General features: G+C 68.7%; 18 protein-coding genes and 2 tRNA genes. 15 read left to right on the forward strand and 5 right to left on the reverse strand.

Going from position 1 to position 15,108, the window contains the following annotated elements; genetic code table 11:
* Nucleotides 1–91: 91 nt before the first annotated feature.
* The 3 genes from CCL05_RS12040 to CCL05_RS12050 all read left to right on the forward strand — a co-directional run bounded on the left by CCL05_RS12040 (nt 92) and on the right by CCL05_RS12050 (nt 1,671).
* Nucleotides 92–168, forward strand: a tRNA-Ile gene (locus CCL05_RS12040).
* 156 nt (nt 169–324) lie between these two features.
* Nucleotides 325–660 (forward strand): DUF1330 domain-containing protein, encoded by a 336-nt coding sequence (locus CCL05_RS12045; RefSeq protein ID WP_086560497.1) that lies wholly within the window; start codon nt 325–327, stop codon nt 658–660.
* A 99-nt stretch (nt 661–759) separates the two neighbouring features.
* Entirely contained in the window at nt 760–1,671 is a 912-nt protein-coding gene (locus CCL05_RS12050) for a hypothetical protein (protein ID WP_086560498.1), read from the forward strand.
* Nucleotides 1,672–1,745: 74 nt separating this feature from the next.
* On the opposite strand, the gene CCL05_RS12055 is transcribed toward CCL05_RS12050, so the two are convergent.
* Nucleotides 1,746–2,111, reverse strand: coding sequence for a DUF6344 domain-containing protein (locus CCL05_RS12055; protein WP_086560499.1), 366 nt, complete (start codon nt 2,109–2,111; stop codon nt 1,746–1,748).
* 337 nt (nt 2,112–2,448) lie between these two features.
* Between CCL05_RS12055 and CCL05_RS46090 the strand changes: the two genes are divergently transcribed.
* Nucleotides 2,449–2,577: a DLW-39 family protein gene (locus tag CCL05_RS46090; protein WP_003999697.1), complete on the forward strand. Its 129-nt coding sequence runs from the start codon at nt 2,449–2,451 to the stop codon at nt 2,575–2,577.
* A gap of 230 nt (nt 2,578–2,807) precedes the next feature.
* A complete protein-coding gene (locus CCL05_RS12065) occupies nt 2,808–4,103 on the forward strand; it encodes a hypothetical protein (RefSeq protein ID WP_086560501.1) in 1,296 nt (431 codons plus the stop codon).
* A gap of 25 nt (nt 4,104–4,128) precedes the next feature.
* On the opposite strand, the gene CCL05_RS12070 is transcribed toward CCL05_RS12065, so the two are convergent.
* Together CCL05_RS12070 and CCL05_RS12075 are read right to left on the reverse strand one after the other, a co-directional pair.
* The gene (locus CCL05_RS12070) at nt 4,129–5,631 is read right to left on the reverse strand and encodes a serine/threonine-protein kinase (RefSeq protein ID WP_086560502.1); all 1,503 of its coding nucleotides are present in this window, start codon (nt 5,629–5,631) and stop codon (nt 4,129–4,131) included.
* Nucleotides 5,632–5,912: 281 nt separating this feature from the next.
* Nucleotides 5,913–6,461: a helix-turn-helix domain-containing protein gene (locus CCL05_RS12075; protein WP_086560503.1), complete on the reverse strand. Its 549-nt coding sequence runs from the start codon at nt 6,459–6,461 to the stop codon at nt 5,913–5,915.
* A gap of 183 nt (nt 6,462–6,644) precedes the next feature.
* On the opposite strand from CCL05_RS12075, the gene CCL05_RS12080 reads away from it, so the two are divergent.
* A tRNA-Ala gene (locus CCL05_RS12080) sits at nt 6,645–6,717 on the forward strand.
* A gap of 116 nt (nt 6,718–6,833) precedes the next feature.
* Here CCL05_RS12080 and CCL05_RS12085 read toward each other — a convergent pair.
* Nucleotides 6,834–7,535: a DUF5324 family protein gene (locus CCL05_RS12085; protein WP_086560504.1), complete on the reverse strand. Its 702-nt coding sequence runs from the start codon at nt 7,533–7,535 to the stop codon at nt 6,834–6,836.
* A 386-nt stretch (nt 7,536–7,921) separates the two neighbouring features.
* Between CCL05_RS12085 and CCL05_RS12090 the strand changes: the two genes are divergently transcribed.
* Both CCL05_RS12090 and CCL05_RS12095 read left to right on the forward strand, forming a co-directional pair.
* Nucleotides 7,922–8,449 carry a peptidylprolyl isomerase gene (locus tag CCL05_RS12090; protein ID WP_086560505.1) on the forward strand — a complete coding sequence of 176 codons (528 nt, stop codon included), beginning with the start codon at nt 7,922–7,924 and terminating at the stop codon, nt 8,447–8,449.
* 99 nt (nt 8,450–8,548) lie between these two features.
* A complete protein-coding gene (locus CCL05_RS12095) occupies nt 8,549–9,439 on the forward strand; it encodes a rhomboid family intramembrane serine protease (protein WP_086560506.1) in 891 nt (296 codons plus the stop codon).
* A gap of 257 nt (nt 9,440–9,696) precedes the next feature.
* Here the strand turns inward: CCL05_RS12095 and crgA are convergent, their stop codons facing one another.
* Nucleotides 9,697–9,951 carry a cell division protein CrgA gene (gene crgA, locus CCL05_RS12100; RefSeq protein WP_010032600.1) on the reverse strand — a complete coding sequence of 85 codons (255 nt, stop codon included), beginning with the start codon at nt 9,949–9,951 and terminating at the stop codon, nt 9,697–9,699.
* A gap of 139 nt (nt 9,952–10,090) precedes the next feature.
* Between crgA and CCL05_RS12105 the strand changes: the two genes are divergently transcribed.
* The 7 genes from CCL05_RS12105 to CCL05_RS12135 all read left to right on the forward strand — a co-directional run bounded on the left by CCL05_RS12105 (nt 10,091) and on the right by CCL05_RS12135 (nt 15,018).
* Nucleotides 10,091–10,873 carry a DUF881 domain-containing protein gene (locus tag CCL05_RS12105; protein WP_086560507.1) on the forward strand — a complete coding sequence of 261 codons (783 nt, stop codon included), beginning with the start codon at nt 10,091–10,093 and terminating at the stop codon, nt 10,871–10,873.
* Nucleotides 10,874–10,895: 22 nt separating this feature from the next.
* On the forward strand, nt 10,896–11,573 hold the full coding sequence (locus tag CCL05_RS12110) for a class E sortase (RefSeq protein ID WP_086560508.1): 678 nt from the start codon (nt 10,896–10,898) through the stop codon (nt 11,571–11,573).
* Nucleotides 11,574–11,590: 17 nt separating this feature from the next.
* Nucleotides 11,591–11,788 carry a hypothetical protein gene (locus tag CCL05_RS12115; RefSeq protein ID WP_039933149.1) on the forward strand — a complete coding sequence of 66 codons (198 nt, stop codon included), beginning with the start codon at nt 11,591–11,593 and terminating at the stop codon, nt 11,786–11,788.
* Nucleotides 11,785–12,423, forward strand: coding sequence for an aminodeoxychorismate/anthranilate synthase component II (locus CCL05_RS12120; protein WP_086560509.1), 639 nt, complete (start codon nt 11,785–11,787; stop codon nt 12,421–12,423). Before CCL05_RS12115 ends, CCL05_RS12120 begins: the two co-directional genes overlap by 4 nt.
* Entirely contained in the window at nt 12,420–13,658 is a 1,239-nt protein-coding gene (locus CCL05_RS12125) for a class E sortase (protein ID WP_086560510.1), read from the forward strand. Before CCL05_RS12120 ends, CCL05_RS12125 begins: the two co-directional genes overlap by 4 nt.
* Before the next feature lie 13 nt (nt 13,659–13,671).
* Nucleotides 13,672–14,427, forward strand: coding sequence for a class E sortase (locus CCL05_RS12130; RefSeq protein WP_086560511.1), 756 nt, complete (start codon nt 13,672–13,674; stop codon nt 14,425–14,427).
* A 129-nt stretch (nt 14,428–14,556) separates the two neighbouring features.
* A complete protein-coding gene (locus CCL05_RS12135; RefSeq protein WP_086560512.1) occupies nt 14,557–15,018 on the forward strand; it encodes a hypothetical protein in 462 nt (153 codons plus the stop codon).
* The last annotated feature ends 90 nt before the right edge of the window (nt 15,019–15,108 follow it).

Raw genomic sequence — 15,108 nt, forward strand, 5'->3', positions numbered from 1 at the left:
GACGTTGTCCCGACAACCGATTTTGGGACTGCCCATGTCGTGCGCTAATCTTCAAGAGTCAGCGCGCGGGACACATACCGCAGAGCGCGGCGGGGCTATAGCTCAGTTGGTTAGAGCGCATCCCTGATAAGGATGAGGCCACAGGTTCAAATCCTGTTAGCCCCACCAGCGAAAAGACCCCCGGTCCACTTGGACCGGGGGTCTTTGGCATCTACGGGTGACATCAGCCGCCAGGGGCCGGCGCTTACCTCGCAGGTAATCGCGGCGTACGGAGCGCCTGGATACGTTCAAGGCGTCGTACCGGAGCGAACGAAGGAAGCGGACGTGCCCGCATATGGCTTTGCGCACCTACGTGACCGCCGTCACCACCCTGACATCCTTGAGTACTTGGAACGCATCCAGGACACTCTCGACCCGTTTCACGGCCGTTTCCTGATCCACGGCCCCCCGACCGAGGTGGTGGAGGGGAGCTGGCCGGGCAGCATGGTGCTGATCGAGTTCCCCGGCCTGGCCGAGGCCCGCGCCTGGTACGCGTCCCCCGCGTATCAGGAGATCCTGCGGCTGCGGACCGACCACATCGACGGGGACGTCGTGCTGGTCGAGGGCGTCGGTTCTGAGTACGACCCGCGTGAGCGGGCGGAGAAGCTGCGGGGTTTTTGAGGCCAGTGTGACGTCTGTGGGCAATCCAGCGCTTCTCCAGTGAGGCCGGTCGGCCTCACCAGAGACATTCCCTTGGGGGGACCTTTGACGAGAAGCACCATGCCCAGACGCGTCCTGACCCGGACGGTGGGGGTAGTCGCGGCGTTGGCCGTCGCGCTCGCGGTCGCGCCGCTGGCGGGCACCGCGCAGGCCTACAGCGCGACGTCGGGAACGCTGAGCTTCAGCGGCGACGCGGGTGAGCCCATATCCGGCGGTCAGTCGTACGCGTACACGGCCGGCGCGGTCCAGATGTTCGACGTCCAGGGCAGCACGGACGGGAACAGCCTGACCGTCGCGGTGGACGCCGAGCAGGGCACCCTCTGGCGTCTCAACGTCGCCGCCCCCGACGGTCAGAAGCTGACCGAGGGCACGACGTACACCGGGGCGAAGCAATGGCCCGACGCCCGGCCGGAGGATCCGGAACTGGCGTTCAGCGGGACCGACAACGGGACCGAGAAGTGGTGCAACACCACCTCCGGTTCCTTCACCATCGAGCACATCGCCGTCGGCCCCCACGGCTACGTCAGCGAACTCGATGCCACCTTCGAGCAGTACTGCAACGGCTCGACGGTGCCCTTGCGCGGTGCGGTGCACGCGGTCATGCCCGAACCCCCGGCCGAACTCGCCATGGGGATGACCACCGACCCCGCGGGCACGGTGGACGTCCCGGAGGGGCGGATCACCGTCGGCGGCACCGTGACATGCAACAAGCCCGCGAGCGTCTCGCTCGCCGGCCAGGTCTTCCAGATCCAGAAAAAGGGGACGCCGGGCGCGTCCTACCAGACGACCGTGGCCTGCACGCCGGGTGCGCCCGTTCCGTGGTCGGTCACCCTGACCAGCCAGGAGCCCGGCACCGCGTTCCAGCCCGGTACCGCGACGATCCGCAGCAGGGCCCGAGCGGATGACCGGGACTACCCGGTGACGGTCGACACCGGACAGCAGGAAGCACAGGTCACGCTCTCCAGGGGCTGATCCGTTGAAGAAGGCCCGGCGGCTCCGAGGAGCCGCCGGGCCTGTACGCGGGTCGCCGGGACGTTCCGGTGCTGTCAGCGCTGCAGCGGAGTGAGATGGTCCGTCGGGTCGCCGTCGGCGTCGTCGCCGGTGCAGTCGGCGGTGGGTGACGCCGTCGTGTCCGCGAGCGGGCGGTGGCGGCAGCCGGGGGACTTGCCGTGGGCCTCGGCGTGGATGCGCTGCTTCATCGTGGGGGGCAGGGCCTTGGCGTAGGACAAGGACCTGAGGGCGGCCGTCACCGGTGCCGTCCGCTGCTGCGGGATGAGCGCGCTGTTGCGCTCCGGCTCGTCCTGCGGTACCGCCGCCGCGGCGGTCGTGGTGACGAATCCGAGCGCCGTGCACAGCGCGAGGAAGGCGGTGACGATGGCGGTCCACAGGTTCATGACCTTGTTCCGGGCCATAACCCCTCACTTTCGGGTTGGGCGATTTGCGTACTTTCCTCATGATGTGTATGAGGGCCGAGAAGTGGTGGACCGACGCCCGTGGCGCATCGATGTTCAGATGAACACCACCCGAATGGGCGCAAGAGGGGCGAAAAGCTGAGAAACTAGGAGGAGAGGGGTCGAAGTAACCGTCTGTCGGCGTGTGATCACTCTCCGGCCGGACCGGTGGGCTCCGCTTCTATCGCTGTGTCCCGGGCGGGAGTTGAGGTCCGACGCAGGTCACCGATCGGTATCGGTCGGTGTGTATAGTCGGGCGCCAGAGGTCCCCTACGTCAAGGAAAGACGAGGTCGCGCGGTGAAGAAGCTTCTCCTGGTCGCACTGGCCGCCATCGGCGGGCTCCTCGTGTACCGCCAGATCCAGGCGGATCGCGCCGAGCAGGATCTGTGGACGGAGGCGACTGACTCCGTGCCCACGGGTTCGTGAGTCACGACATCCCAAAGCGAGCACACCCCGGCCGCCTCGCGGTCGGGGTTTCGTGTGTGTGCCCGGACGGCGGGGCGGTGGACGCGGCGGCGGGGCAGGATGGGCCACGGTTCCACGGTTCGAGGATGCACGGCGGTTCTGCGGTCCGGTGACGTGAGGGGTGGCCCGTGAGGGGACGGTGTCGTACGGCGTGGGGGCGCGCGGGCGCGTGGCGCGGTCGGCGTCCGCCGGTGGGCGTGCGCCTGGGCGCTGTGGCGGTGGTGCTGGGTACGACGGCTGCCGTGGCGCCCGGACCGGCCGCCCTGGCCGCCGCCGGGGCGTCGGGTACGGCGCAGTCGCCGAGCCCGTACGCCTTCGCCGATGACGCCCGCAGTATCAAAGGAGCGAGGAGTACCGCCGACGCCGTGGTGCTGACGCCCGGCACGGCCTACAAGAGCTCCCTCCCGAGCAGCGGCAAGGTCAGCTACAGCCTCCAGCTCGACGCCACGTCGAACGCGTACGTCTCCGTCACCGCCGTCCCCTCCCCCGGCAGCACCGTCTCCGTCATCGACGGGCTCAAGGTGTCCGTGCAGGACGACGACGGCACCTCCTGTTCCGATGACAGGGCGAGCTTCGGCGCCGCCCGCAGTCCGCACCCGATCGCGGCGTGGGGCCGACGCGAGATCTCGCCCACCAAACCGCTGTGCCGGGAGGCCGGGACCTACTACGTGACCGTCGAGCGCGTCGACCCGAAGGGCGAGGGCTCCTCGCCCGGCGCCTGGGACCTGGAACTCGTCGCCATGACGGAGCCTCGGACGGCGAAGACCGGGCCCACCAGCGCACCCGAGGTGTGGAACTCCGCCTCGCCCCAGCCGCTCCAGGGGGAGGCCGAGGACCGCCGGGGCGGTGCGGGATTCGCCGGGGCGACCCCGCTGGACCAGGGGGTCTGGCGGGACGACATCCGGCCCGGCCAGACGCTCTTCTACGAGGTGCCGGTCGACTGGGGCCAGCAGCTCCAGGTCACCGCCGACCTGGGCAGCTCGGCGTCCGGCGGCACCGGCTACACGCCCGACGCGCTGGACCTGGACCTGTACAACCCGGCGCGCGGCCCCGTCGCCGACGTGGGCGTCGGCTACAACGGCGGCCAGAAGTCCGGCAGCCTGCCTCCCCTGCCGCCGGTCGACCACGCCAACCGCAACGCCGTGATCGGCCAGGTCGGTGCGATGCGCTTCGCCGGCTCCTACTACCTCGTCGCGCACCTCGCGGAGAGCGTCGCCGACAGCTTCGGGGACGGGCCGTTCCCCATGACCCTGCGGGTCCGGGTGAGCGGGGAGCCGCGCAGCGGGCCCGACTACGTGGGGGAGTCCGAGCCGAAGGGCGTCTTCGAGGTCTCGGACCAGGACCGGGAGGCCGCGGCCGAAGGCGTGGCCGGGGGTGACGACGCCGCGATGCGGGTCGTCGCCGTGGGCGGCATCGGCACCGGGAGCGCGCTGCTGGTGGGGCTCGGGGTGTGGACCGTGGTGGCTCGGCGGAGGAGTACCGGCTGACCCGCCGCACTGGTGTCCGCCGGATTCAGATGCGGGTCAGGGCCCAGAACCCTACGGCGTAGCAGGCCAGGGCGAGGAGCAGGAGCGGGACCGCCACCTTGGCCGGAGGGCCGGGGCGGCGGGGAGGGCGATGTGCTCGGTGCCGTGAAGTGCCCTGGCCGGGCTGAATCACTTGTCCGGGAGGTGGGGCTTGCGGGGTTTTGGTGGTGTACGGGGCTGTGGAGGTTCCCGTCGGCTGCTGTGCTGCTGGGGGCAGGGGCTGACTGGGATAGCCGACGTGGTTCGGGTACACCGGGGGAAGCGGCTGCGACGGGGACAGCGGGTCCGTGGGGTCGTAGGGGGAGGAGAAGGCGTGTGCGTCGTGCCCCGGCGTGGGGGAGTTCGTGCCGGTGGCCTGCGGCGGCGGCAGGTGGAAGCTGCCGGTGTCCGACATGGAGGGCGTCTGAGCAGGGGTGGCCGGCGGGGCGGTGTGCCGGCCGGGGCCGGGCTGCACGACCGCGGCGCCTGGGCCCTGCCATGACGCCGACGCGTCTCCCGAGGGGGCGGCGTCCAGCCGGGGCCGTTCCTCCTCAGCCGGACGGTACCGCTCCTCGTCCGTCGCCGGGCTGGGCGGCTCGCCCTCCCTCGGCCGCAGACCCCGCGCTCTCTCCAGCGGGCCGTCCGGCGCGAACCCCGGGGGCAGCGGGCCGAGTTGGTCGAAGATCTCGATCAGTTCGTCGTCCGGGCCGGGCTCGGGGAGGAGCTCCGCGGCGGCGGCGAGCGCCTTGCGCGCCCCCGTGGCCGTGCGGAACCGGGCCTGCGGGTCCGGCTGGAGCAGCATGGCCACCACCTGCCACAGCGGCTCCGGAATGCCCTTGGGCGCTCCGGGAGTTCCGTGCTCGGCGAAGTACTGGATGAGCGCCTTGCTGTCCGGCTTGGCGCCTTCCAGGAGATACAGCGCGACCAGGCCTACGGCGAACAGGTCGGCGGGGAAGTCCGGATCCGCGCCCATCATCTGCTCGGGCGCGAGATAACCGGGCGTCCCCACCACGAGGTTGGTCTCCGTCAGGCGCGGCTCGCCCAGCCGCATCGCGATGCCGAAGTCGGACAGCCGCAGCCGCGGCCGGCCCGTACCGGTGGCTTCCAGCAGGATGTTGGCGGGCTTGACGTCGCGGTGCACGACGTCCTCCGCGTGCACCGCTGCCAGCCCCGCCAGCAGCTGGTCGAGCAGCGTGCAGACGAAGGCCGGCGGCACAGGCCCGTAGTCCCCGACGAGGTGGACCAGTGAGCCGCCCGCGACCAGGTCCATGGTGAAGAGGACCTTGTCGTCGTCGGCGGCCCAGCTGGTGGGGGCGAGCACATGGGGGTGGTCGATCCGCAGGGCCTGTTCACGGACGAAGCGCAGCAGCGAGTGCGCGTCGCTCTGGAGCAGGACCTTGGCGGCGACATAGCGGCGGCGGCGGTGGTCCCAGGCACGCCAGACGGCGCCGACCCCTCCGCGTCCGATCGGGTCGACCAGTTCGTACCGGCCGGCGAACACCTCACCCATGGCTGTACGTCGCTCCTCCCCCTGTGGTCTCCCCCTTTGCTTCCCCCTCGGCGAGCCTGACGACTCCCCGACGGGCGAAACGACTCCCCGTGGCGTCCCAAAGCCCCCGGGACTGCCCACGCCGCCCCGTGACTCCCCCGATGAGCGATACACGTCCCCCTCGCGTCGAACGGTCCCCCGTGCGGCACACGCCCCCTCGTGTCCGCCCGTACCGTGACGCAGCCACCGTCACCTCACCCGAAACCCGGTGCCGAACCCCCTTCGGCGGCCGGGCGGCGGGGTCAGTTCTGGTGGGACTGGTAGTGCGCGACCGCGTCCGACGTGCGGCCGGCCCCGTACACCCGGAGGAACTCGGCGAGTTCCGGGTGGGTCGGGGCGAGGGTCTCCGCGGCGTCGATGATGTCGCCCGCCGCCGCGACCGAGCGCAGCAGCGACTGGATCTCCCGGACGACGCGCTTGACCGTCGGCGCCCCCGAACTGCTCGTCGTCTGCGTGGTGTTGCTGAGCACCGAGCCCCCCTGTGACTTCTTGATCTCCTCCATGCGCTCGGTGGCCTCGGCCGCGCTCACGCTGCCGTCCGCGACCTGCCCCGCCAGGTCCTGCAGCAGCTGCACTCGCTGCACCACAGCGGGGTTGCCGATCTTCGCCCGCTGGCCGCTCATCAGCTGCGACAACATCGGTGCGGACAGTCCCAGAACCCCCGCGAGACGAGCCTGGTTGAGACCAAGATCGTCGATGAGCTTACGGAAGAGCGCCCCCAGCGGCTCCCCGTACCAGTTCCGCTGCAGTTCCCGCGCTCTTGCGGTGGCTTCCTGCTGTGCGGCGTCCATTGCGTCTCCCCATCGCTTCCCCAAGTACGGCGGTTCGCGGTAGCGAACCACGCCGAGCATCTTACGGAGAGTGGTCGGCGACGGGGACCCCCAATCCTTTTGCGGAATCACGGGGGTAACCCGGTACTCTGGTCTCCGACGCTCGCCGGGACGAGATTTTCTCCGGGCGGATGTTCCTCTTCCGGGGCCTTAGCTCAGTTGGTAGAGCGCTGTCTTTGCATGGCAGATGTCAGGGGTTCGACTCCCCTAGGCTCCACTCTGGAAACCCCTCCGACCTGCGGAAACGTGGTTCGGGGGGCTTTTGTTTCACGTGAAACAGCGCGGTGGGGCGGGAGNNCTCCCGCCCCACCGCGCTGTTGGATCCGGCGGACGTCAGGAACGGTCGTCGCGCTTGGCGGCCTCATCCTCGGCCTGCTTCGCCTCGACCTCCGGGTCCAGACCGGACTCACCACTACCGTCCACGGAGGTCAGACGGCCCGACTCGGGAACCTCCGTCGCGGCGGGCGGCTCCACCAGCCAGTCCGGGTTGGCCTGCTTGTCCCACCACTTCCAGGCCGCGAAGGCACCGCCCGCGACGGCGCCCAGAACGACCAGCGTCTTCATGGCCCGGCCGGCCCTCGCCCGCCGTTCGTGCCTGCGGATCAGCTTCTGGACCTCCTTCGACGAGACCTGACCGCGCAGCGCGGCCATCGCGGCCACACTCCGGGCCGCGGCCTCGGTCGTGACGGGCACGGCCGCGGCCACCGCCTGCTCGAGCCTCGGCCTGGAGTACTCCGCCGCCTGCTTGGCGGCCTTGCGCGTGCGGACGGCGGCTTCATGGGCGGCCTGGTCGACCTTCGGCGGCACATGCGTCCGGGCCTGCTCCAGATACGGCTGCACATGGGTGCCGTACTGGACGCGCGCCTGCCCGGCGGCCTGCGTCACCCTGGGCGCTAGCCGTACGCGTGCCTCGTGTGCGTAGTGCGCGGCCCTGTCCTTGGCCGTGTCGGCGTAGGGCGCCACCACTTCCGCGGCGTGCAGCACGCTGTCCTTCGCCGAACCAGTCGCGGCGCGCACGCTGTCGATGCGGGTCACGGGTTCCTCCTCCTCGGTGGCGTACGGTATTTCGACTTTCCACCCTTTTACGGATCATGCCTCCCGGCGCACCGCCAGGCATGCGCGGGCGGGCATCCGGGTCACGGCAGCCGGCTCCGGGCCACCTCCGGTCGAAAACCGATCAAGAGCGGACCGAACACTGATCGGGAGCCGATCACCTGCAATAGCGGATGAATAGGGTTCAACAGGAGCTTGTCGTCGACAATGCCACGGATCGCCGCCGCGCGCCCCCGACCCGGGACTACTCGACTGGTTTTCCGCGAGCGAGTCGGCCCGGTTTACCTCCCGTGACCCGAGGTCGGGCGACGCGGAGCCCCGTCCATGCGAGGATCAGGGAGTCACGGAAAGACAACGGAAGGCAGATCGTGGCTGAGCAGCTCTACGCCACCCTGAAGACCAACCACGGCGACATCGACGTCCGGCTTCTGCCGAACCACGCCCCCAAGACGGTCAAGAACTTCGTCGAGCTCGCCCAGGGCGAGCGGGAGTGGACGCACCCGGAGACGGGACAGAAGACCACGGACAGGCTCTACGACGGCACGGTCTTCCACCGGGTGATCAGTGGCTTCATGATCCAGGGCGGTGACCCGCTGGGCAACGGCACCGGCGGTCCCGGCTACCAGTTCGAGGACGAGTTCCACCCGGACCTGCGCTTCGACAAGCCCTACCTGCTGGCGATGGCCAACGCCGGCCCGGGCACCAACGGCTCGCAGTTCTTCATCACCGTTTCCCCGACGGCATGGCTGAACCGCAAGCACACCATCTTCGGCGAGGTCACCGACGCGGCCAGCCAGAAGGTCGTGGACACCATCGCCACGGCCCAGACGAACCCGCGCACCGACCGCCCGGTCAACGACGTGGTCATCGAGTCGGTCGTCATCGAGACCCGCTGAGACCCGCGGAGTGCCGAAGCCCCCGCAGGGAACCAATCGCCCCGCTCGTCCGTAAAGATGAGCGGGGCGGGCTTTTCTCATCACGACCTAGGGGATCCCATGGACGACCAGGCTGCGGGCAGCCCGCAGGACGCCCACAGCGTCCCCATGTGCTACCGCCACCCGGACCGCGAGACCGGCATCCGCTGCACCCGCTGCGAGCGCCCGATCTGCCCCGAGTGCATGGTCAACGCCTCCGTCGGCTTCCAGTGCCCCGAGTGCGTCCGCAGCGGATCCGGCACCGGGCACGCGCCCACGGCCGCCATGCCCCGGACCATCGCCGGCGGCACCGTCAGCGCCGATCCCCGCCTGCTGACCAAGATCCTCATCGGGATCAACCTGGCCGTGTTCATCGCCATCCAGGCCCATGAGGCGCTCGCGACCGACCTCGCCCTGGTCGGCGCCTGGCCGCCCGCGCCCTTCACGCCCACACAGGGTGTGGCGGGAGGCGAGTGGTACCGCATGGTGACGTCGATGTTCACGCACCAGGAGATCTGGCACATCGCGTTCAACATGCTCAGCCTGTGGTGGCTCGGCGGCCCGCTCGAAGCGGCCCTCGGCCGTGTGCGCTATCTCGCGCTCTACTTCGTCTCCGGGCTCGCGGGCAGCACGCTGGCCTATCTGCTGGCCTCCCCGAACACGGCGACGCTGGGCGCCTCCGGCGCGATCTTCGGCCTGTTCGGTGCCACGGCCGTGCTGATGCGCCAGCGCAATTACGACATGCGGCCCATCATCGCGCTGCTGGTGATCAACCTCGTCTTCACCTTCAGCCCGGGCTTCAACATCTCCTGGCAGGCCCACATCGGCGGCCTCGTCGCCGGTGTCGTCGTCGGATACGCCATGGTCCACGCCCCGCGCGAGCGACGTGCCCTGATCCAGTACGGCACGTGTGCGCTGGTCCTCGCCGTGATCGTCCTGTTGACCCTGTTGAGGACGGCCCAGCTCAGCTGAGCGCGAGCGTTGTCCACAGCGGGTGGCGGATCTTGTGCACACCGTGCGGGAACACTTGTGCCCCCTGTCACCGACCGGCATTTTCGCAGGTCAGGCAGGGGGCGAACAAGTTTTCGAGTTCCGGTACTTCTGTCATACCGGCGTCAACGCTCAACGAGTTATCCACAGATCGTCGTTTCTTTTCCACCTGTGGAAAACCGCTGTGGATAACTCAGTGAACAACCCTGGGCAGAGCTGCGTTCACCGTCCGGTGACCGCTACTTCCACTGGGTCGAGACACCGAATCCGGCGGCGATGAAGCCGAAGCCCACCACGATGTTCCAGTTGCCCAGCGAGTCGATGGGCAGCGACCCGTCGGTGACATAGAAGACGACGATCCAGGCCAGGCCGATGAGGAACATGGCCAACATGACGGGCGCGACCCAGGCACGGCTGTTCAGCTTGATCGCGGTCGCCTGCTTCGCGGGCGGCGGCGTGTAGTCGGCCTTCTTGCGGATACGTGACTTCGGCACGAGGGTCTCTCCTGTCGATGCGCTGCGTGGCCGCGCAGGTAACTGGGTCGGTCTCGGGGCAGCGTAAGGGGACTCTGAGTGCTCCCCCGGGCGTCCGTTAGCGTAGTGCTTCCGTGGCGCCGAAGGAGATAAGGGTACGTTGAGCAATTCTGCCGACTCCCCCGGGACGGGATCCACCCCTGAGCGCGCGCGCCGTTTCCGGCCTGTGCGGATCCTCACGGCGGCCGTCTTCGCGCTCGCGGGACTCATTTTCTTCACCAGCTTCAACACCGCCAAGGGCACCAATATCCGCACGGACACCTCGCTGCTGAAGCTGTCCGACCTCATCCAGGAGCGCAGCCGGGAGAACGGCGAGCTGGACGAGACCAACGGGACCCTGCGCAAGGAGATAGAGGCGCTCGCCGAGCGCGACGACGGCAGCACCAAGGCGGAGGACGACAAGCTCGCCGCCCTGGAGAAGCGCGCGGGCACGCAGAAGCTCAAGGGCGATTCGCTCACGGTCACGCTCAACGACGCCCCGCCGGACGCCACCGCCAAGCTGCCCGGCTATCCCGAGCCGCAGCCTGACTACCTGGTCATCCACCAGCAGGACCTCCAGGCCGTGGTGAACGCGCTGTGGCAGGGCGGAGCCAAGGGCATCAAGGTCATGGACCAGCGGCTGATCTCCACCAGCGCGGTGCGCTGCGTGGGCAACACCCTGATCCTCCAGGGCCGTGTCTACTCACCGCCGTACAAGATCACGGCGGTCGGTGACCCGGGCAAGCTCCAGAAGGCGCTCGCGGCGTCCCCGGCGATCCAGAACTACATGGTCTACGTCAACGTCTACGGGCTCGGCTGGAAAGTCGAGGAGAACGGGCCGGTGACTCTTCCCGGCTACTCGGGCACAGTGGATCTGCACTACGCGAAGCCCGTGGAGGAGTAGAGCCTGGCCGGGGGAGCCGCCGGTGCGTGTGATCGTCAGGACCCTCAGCGAACTGTGTATCACCGTCGGCAGCGTGATCGTGCTGTTCGTCGTCTATGTACTCTTCTGGACCGGCGTGCGGGCCGACGACGTCATGGACGACCAGATCGACCTGCTCCGGAAGGAGTGGTCCAAGCCCCGTCCGCCGGCCGACGGCACCTCCGCGAGCCCCGCGAGGCCCGCGCCCTACGCCAAGGGCAAGCCCTTCGCGATCATGTACATCCCGCGCCTTGGTTTCACGTGGAACAAGCCCGTGCTCGAAGGCACCGGCACCGGCACCCTGAAGAAGGGCCTGGGCCACTACGCGGAGACCGCTCAGCTCGGCCAGAAGGGGAACTTCGCGGTCGCCGGCCACCGCCGCACCTACGGTGACCCCTTCAAGGACTTTCCCCAGCTGAGGCGGGGTGACGCCGTGGTGCTGACCGACGGCACGACCTGGTTCACGTATCGGATCGACAAAGGCCCGTACAAAACAGTGCCCTCGGACATCGAGGTGATCGACCCTGTCCCACGTACATCCGGGTACACGCGTTCGGGTCGTTATCTGACGCTGACCACGTGTGAACCGGAATGGGGACACAGTCATCGGCTGATCGTCTGGGCGCACCTGGACTCCACGCAGCCTGTGGAGGCAGGGAAACCGGAGGCGTTGCGCCGTTAGTCTGGTGGCTGTACGGCGTGGGTCTGGTGCCGTGGTACGACGGAAGGGACGGCATGTACGGCTGGATCTGGCGGCATCTGCCGGGGAACACGTGGGTGAGGGCGCTGATCTCACTCGTCCTGGTCGTGGCCGTGGTCTACGTCCTCTTCCAGTACGTCTTCCCGTGGGCGGAACCGCTGCTGCCCTTCAACGATGTGACGGTGGACAACCAGTGAGCGCGCGCATTCTCGTCGTCGACAACTACGACAGCTTTGTCTTCAACCTGGTCCAGTACCTGTACCAGCTGGGCGCCGAGTGTGAGGTCCTGCGCAACGACGAGGTGTCGACGGCGCACGCCCAGGACGGCTTCGACGGGGTCCTGCTCTCCCCGGGTCCGGGCACCCCGGAGGAGGCGGGCGTCTGTGTCGACATGGTCCGGCACTGCGCCGCCAGGGGCGTGCCGGTCTTCGGCGTCTGCCTCGGCATGCAGTCGATGCAGGTGGCGTACGGCGGCGTGGTGGACCGTGCGCCGGAGCTGCTGCACGGCAAGACGTCGCTGGTCGAGCACACCAGCCGGGGCGTCTTCGCCGGCCTGCCCTCTCCCTTCACGGCGACGCGCTACCACTCGCTGGCCGCCGAGCCGGCGACGGTCCCGGCCGAGCTGGAGGTCACGGCCCGGACGCACGACGGCATCGTCATGGGCCTGAGGCACCGCGAACTTCCGGTGGAGGGCGTGCAGTTCCACCCCGAGTCGGTGCTGACCGAGCACGGGCACCGGATGCTGGCCAACTGGCTGGTGGAGTGCGGCGACCAGGGCGCGGTGGCGAGGTCGGCCGGGCTCGCCCCGGTGGTGGGCAGGGCCACGGCGTGACGGCGCTGCGCCCCGAGCGCGAGTCCGACACCTCGTACGGGCAGCAGTCGTACGGGGTGGCGGGTGCGTTCGAGGAGTGGCCGGGCGGAGGGGCGTACGGTGCCTCTCCGCAGCCGGAGCCGCATCCGTATCCGCAGCCGGAGCCGCCGTCAGCGCCGCAGCCGTACATGTCACAGCAGGAGCCTGAGCCGCAGCCGTTCGCGCCTGAGCCGTACCCGGCGTCGTACGAGCCCGTCCCGGACGAGCCGTATCTGCCTCCGGCCGACGAGGAGACGGTGGCGTTGCGGATACCGGATCCGCCGCCGCCCGCGGCCGATGACGCCGTATCCGGCTCTCCGGGCTCTTCCGCGGCACGGCACGGCGGACCCGCCCACGGGGGCCGTGCGGCCCGCAGAAAGGCCGCCAAGGGCCGTCACGGGCGTCATGGCGGCGCTGGGGAGGCCCGCTCGGCTCAGGGATCGGCTCAGGGATCGGCTCAGGAATCGGCCCGGGGCCCGGCTCAGGAGGAGCGGCGGGCGCCGCTGTCGCGGGTCGAGGCGCGGCGGCAGGCGCGGGCGCGCAAGCCGGGTCCGGCGGTCGTGGCCAGCCGGGCGATCGGTGAGGTGTTCATCACCACCGGTGTGTTGATGCTGCTGTTCGTCACGTACCAGCTGTGGTGGACGAACGTGCGGGCGCACGCGCAGGCCGGCAAGGAGGCCAGCAGCCTCCAGGACGACTGGGCGAACGGCAAGCGCAACCCGGGGGTCTTCGAGCCCGGGCAGGGCTTCGCCATCCTGCACATCCCGAAGCTGGACGTGGTGGTGCCGATCGCCGAGGGCACGAGCAGCAAGGGCGTGCTCGACCGGGGCATGGTCGGCCACTACGCCGACGGCGCGCTGAAGACGGCGATGCCCGGTGACAAGACCGGGAACTTCGGGCTCGCGGGCCACCGCAACACCCACGGAGAACCGTTCCGGTACATCAACAAGCTCACCAAGGGCGATCCGATCGTGGTGGAGACGCAGGACAAGTACTACGTCTACAAGATGGCGTCGATCCTGCCGGTCACGTCGCCCAGCAACACGAGCGTCCTGAACCCCGTCCCCCCGGGGTCGGGATTCACCGAGCCCGGCCGTTACATCACGCTGACCACGTGCACGCCGGAGTTCACCAGCAAGTACCGGATGATCGTCTGGGGCAAGATGGTCGAGGAACGGCCGCGCAGCAAGGGCAAGCCGGATGCGCTCGTCAGTTAAGGGCAGATGACCAGTGGCAGCGACCACCGACACCGAGCACGAAGAGCACACCGGCGCGTCGGCGTCCCGGCCGTCCGCGGCCCGGCGCCGTCCCGGCCCGGTCGCCATGGCGGTGAGCGTCTTCGGGGAGCTCCTCATCACCGCGGGCCTGGTCCTGGGCCTGTTCGTCGTCTACTCGCTCTGGTGGACCAACGTGGTCGCCGACCGTACGGCCGGGAAGCAGGCGGACAAGGTCCGTGACGACTGGGCCCACGGCCGCGACGGCGGCCCCGGTGCGCTGGACACCAAGAACGGCATCGGGTTCCTGCATGTGCCGGCGATGAAGAACGGCGAGGTCCTGGTCGAGAAGGGCACGTCGAGCAAGATCCTCAACGACGGTGTCGCCGGGTACTACACCGATCCGGTCAAGGCGGTCCTGCCGATGTCGGGCAAGACCGGCAACTTCTCGCTCGCGGCTCACCGGGACGGTCACGGCGCCAAGTTCCACAACATCGACAAGATCAAGAAGGGCGACCCGATCGTCTTCGAGACGAAGGACAAGTGGTACGTCTACAAGGTCTACGACATCCTTCCCGAGACCTCGAAGTTCAACGTGAAGGTCCTCTCCCAGGTCCCGAAGGAGTCCGGCAAGAAGAAGCCGGGCCACTACATCACGCTGACGACCTGCACGCCGGTGTACACGAGCACGTACCGGTACGTCGTGTGGGGCGAACTGGAAAGGGTCGAGAAGGTGAACGCGGACCGGACACCGCCGAAGGCATTGCGCTGACCAAGGTTTCGCGCCCCGAGATACCTGCCGCCTATCCATGTGGCGTACGTCACTTGTGGCGTCATGGTCTCGGGATCTTCGTACGAATATCATTCATTCGACCGAATGAACGTTCGAAGAGGGGGAAGTGTGCAGTTTTTCAAGAAGGCGGCTGCCGTGGGCGTCACCACTGCCCTGGTGTCTCTCGCAGGTGTTTCCCAGGCCGGTGCGCTCTCTTACTCGGGGTCCAGCTGCGAGGACGTCCGGCCGTGTCTGTCGCTCTACTACAACTCCAATCAGCAGGGGTCTCACACAAGCTTCGTCGGGTACGGCGATCTGGACAGCCTGGCTGGATACACCTTCGCCTCGAATTCCAATGGGAAGGGGCTGCCTGTCAAGAACAATGCGGCCTCGGCGTTCTTCCTCTCGAAGACCCCGGACGAGAGTGCGATCATCTATTTCAACAGCAACCAGGGCGGAGCCTGTGACTGGCTCTGGGCGCAGGGCGGTCGGTACTCCATTGCGAACCGACTGCAGAACACGTACAACGAGAACGCTTCCCTCAGGGTGAAGGACGGCGAGGCGGGACGGTACGACTGCTACCAGTTCTGAGCAGACCTGAGGTGTCGGGTGCCGGACGCGTGTACGACGCGTTCGGCACCTTCTTTTTACGCTGGAGGATCGATGTCTCAGGACATTGGA

Origin of the sequence: Streptomyces africanus, from assembly GCF_002150735.1 — a bacterium.
Lineage (GTDB): Bacteria > Actinomycetota > Actinomycetes > Streptomycetales > Streptomycetaceae > Streptomyces > Streptomyces africanus.

Excerpts from the sequence above, each read along its gene's own strand:
- CCL05_RS12055 (WP_086560499.1), bottom strand. The coding sequence starts at position 2,111 with ATGGCCCGGAACAAGGTCATGAACCTGTGGACCGCCATCGTCACCGCC.
- CCL05_RS12070 (WP_086560502.1), bottom strand. The coding sequence starts at position 5,631 with ATGGGTGAGGTGTTCGCCGGCCGGTACGAACTGGTCGACCCGATCGGA.
- CCL05_RS12095 (WP_086560506.1), top strand. The coding sequence starts at position 8,549 with ATGGACGACCAGGCTGCGGGCAGCCCGCAGGACGCCCACAGCGTCCCC.
- CCL05_RS12075 (WP_086560503.1), bottom strand. The coding sequence starts at position 6,461 with ATGGACGCCGCACAGCAGGAAGCCACCGCAAGAGCGCGGGAACTGCAG.
- CCL05_RS12050 (WP_086560498.1), top strand. The coding sequence starts at position 760 with ATGCCCAGACGCGTCCTGACCCGGACGGTGGGGGTAGTCGCGGCGTTG.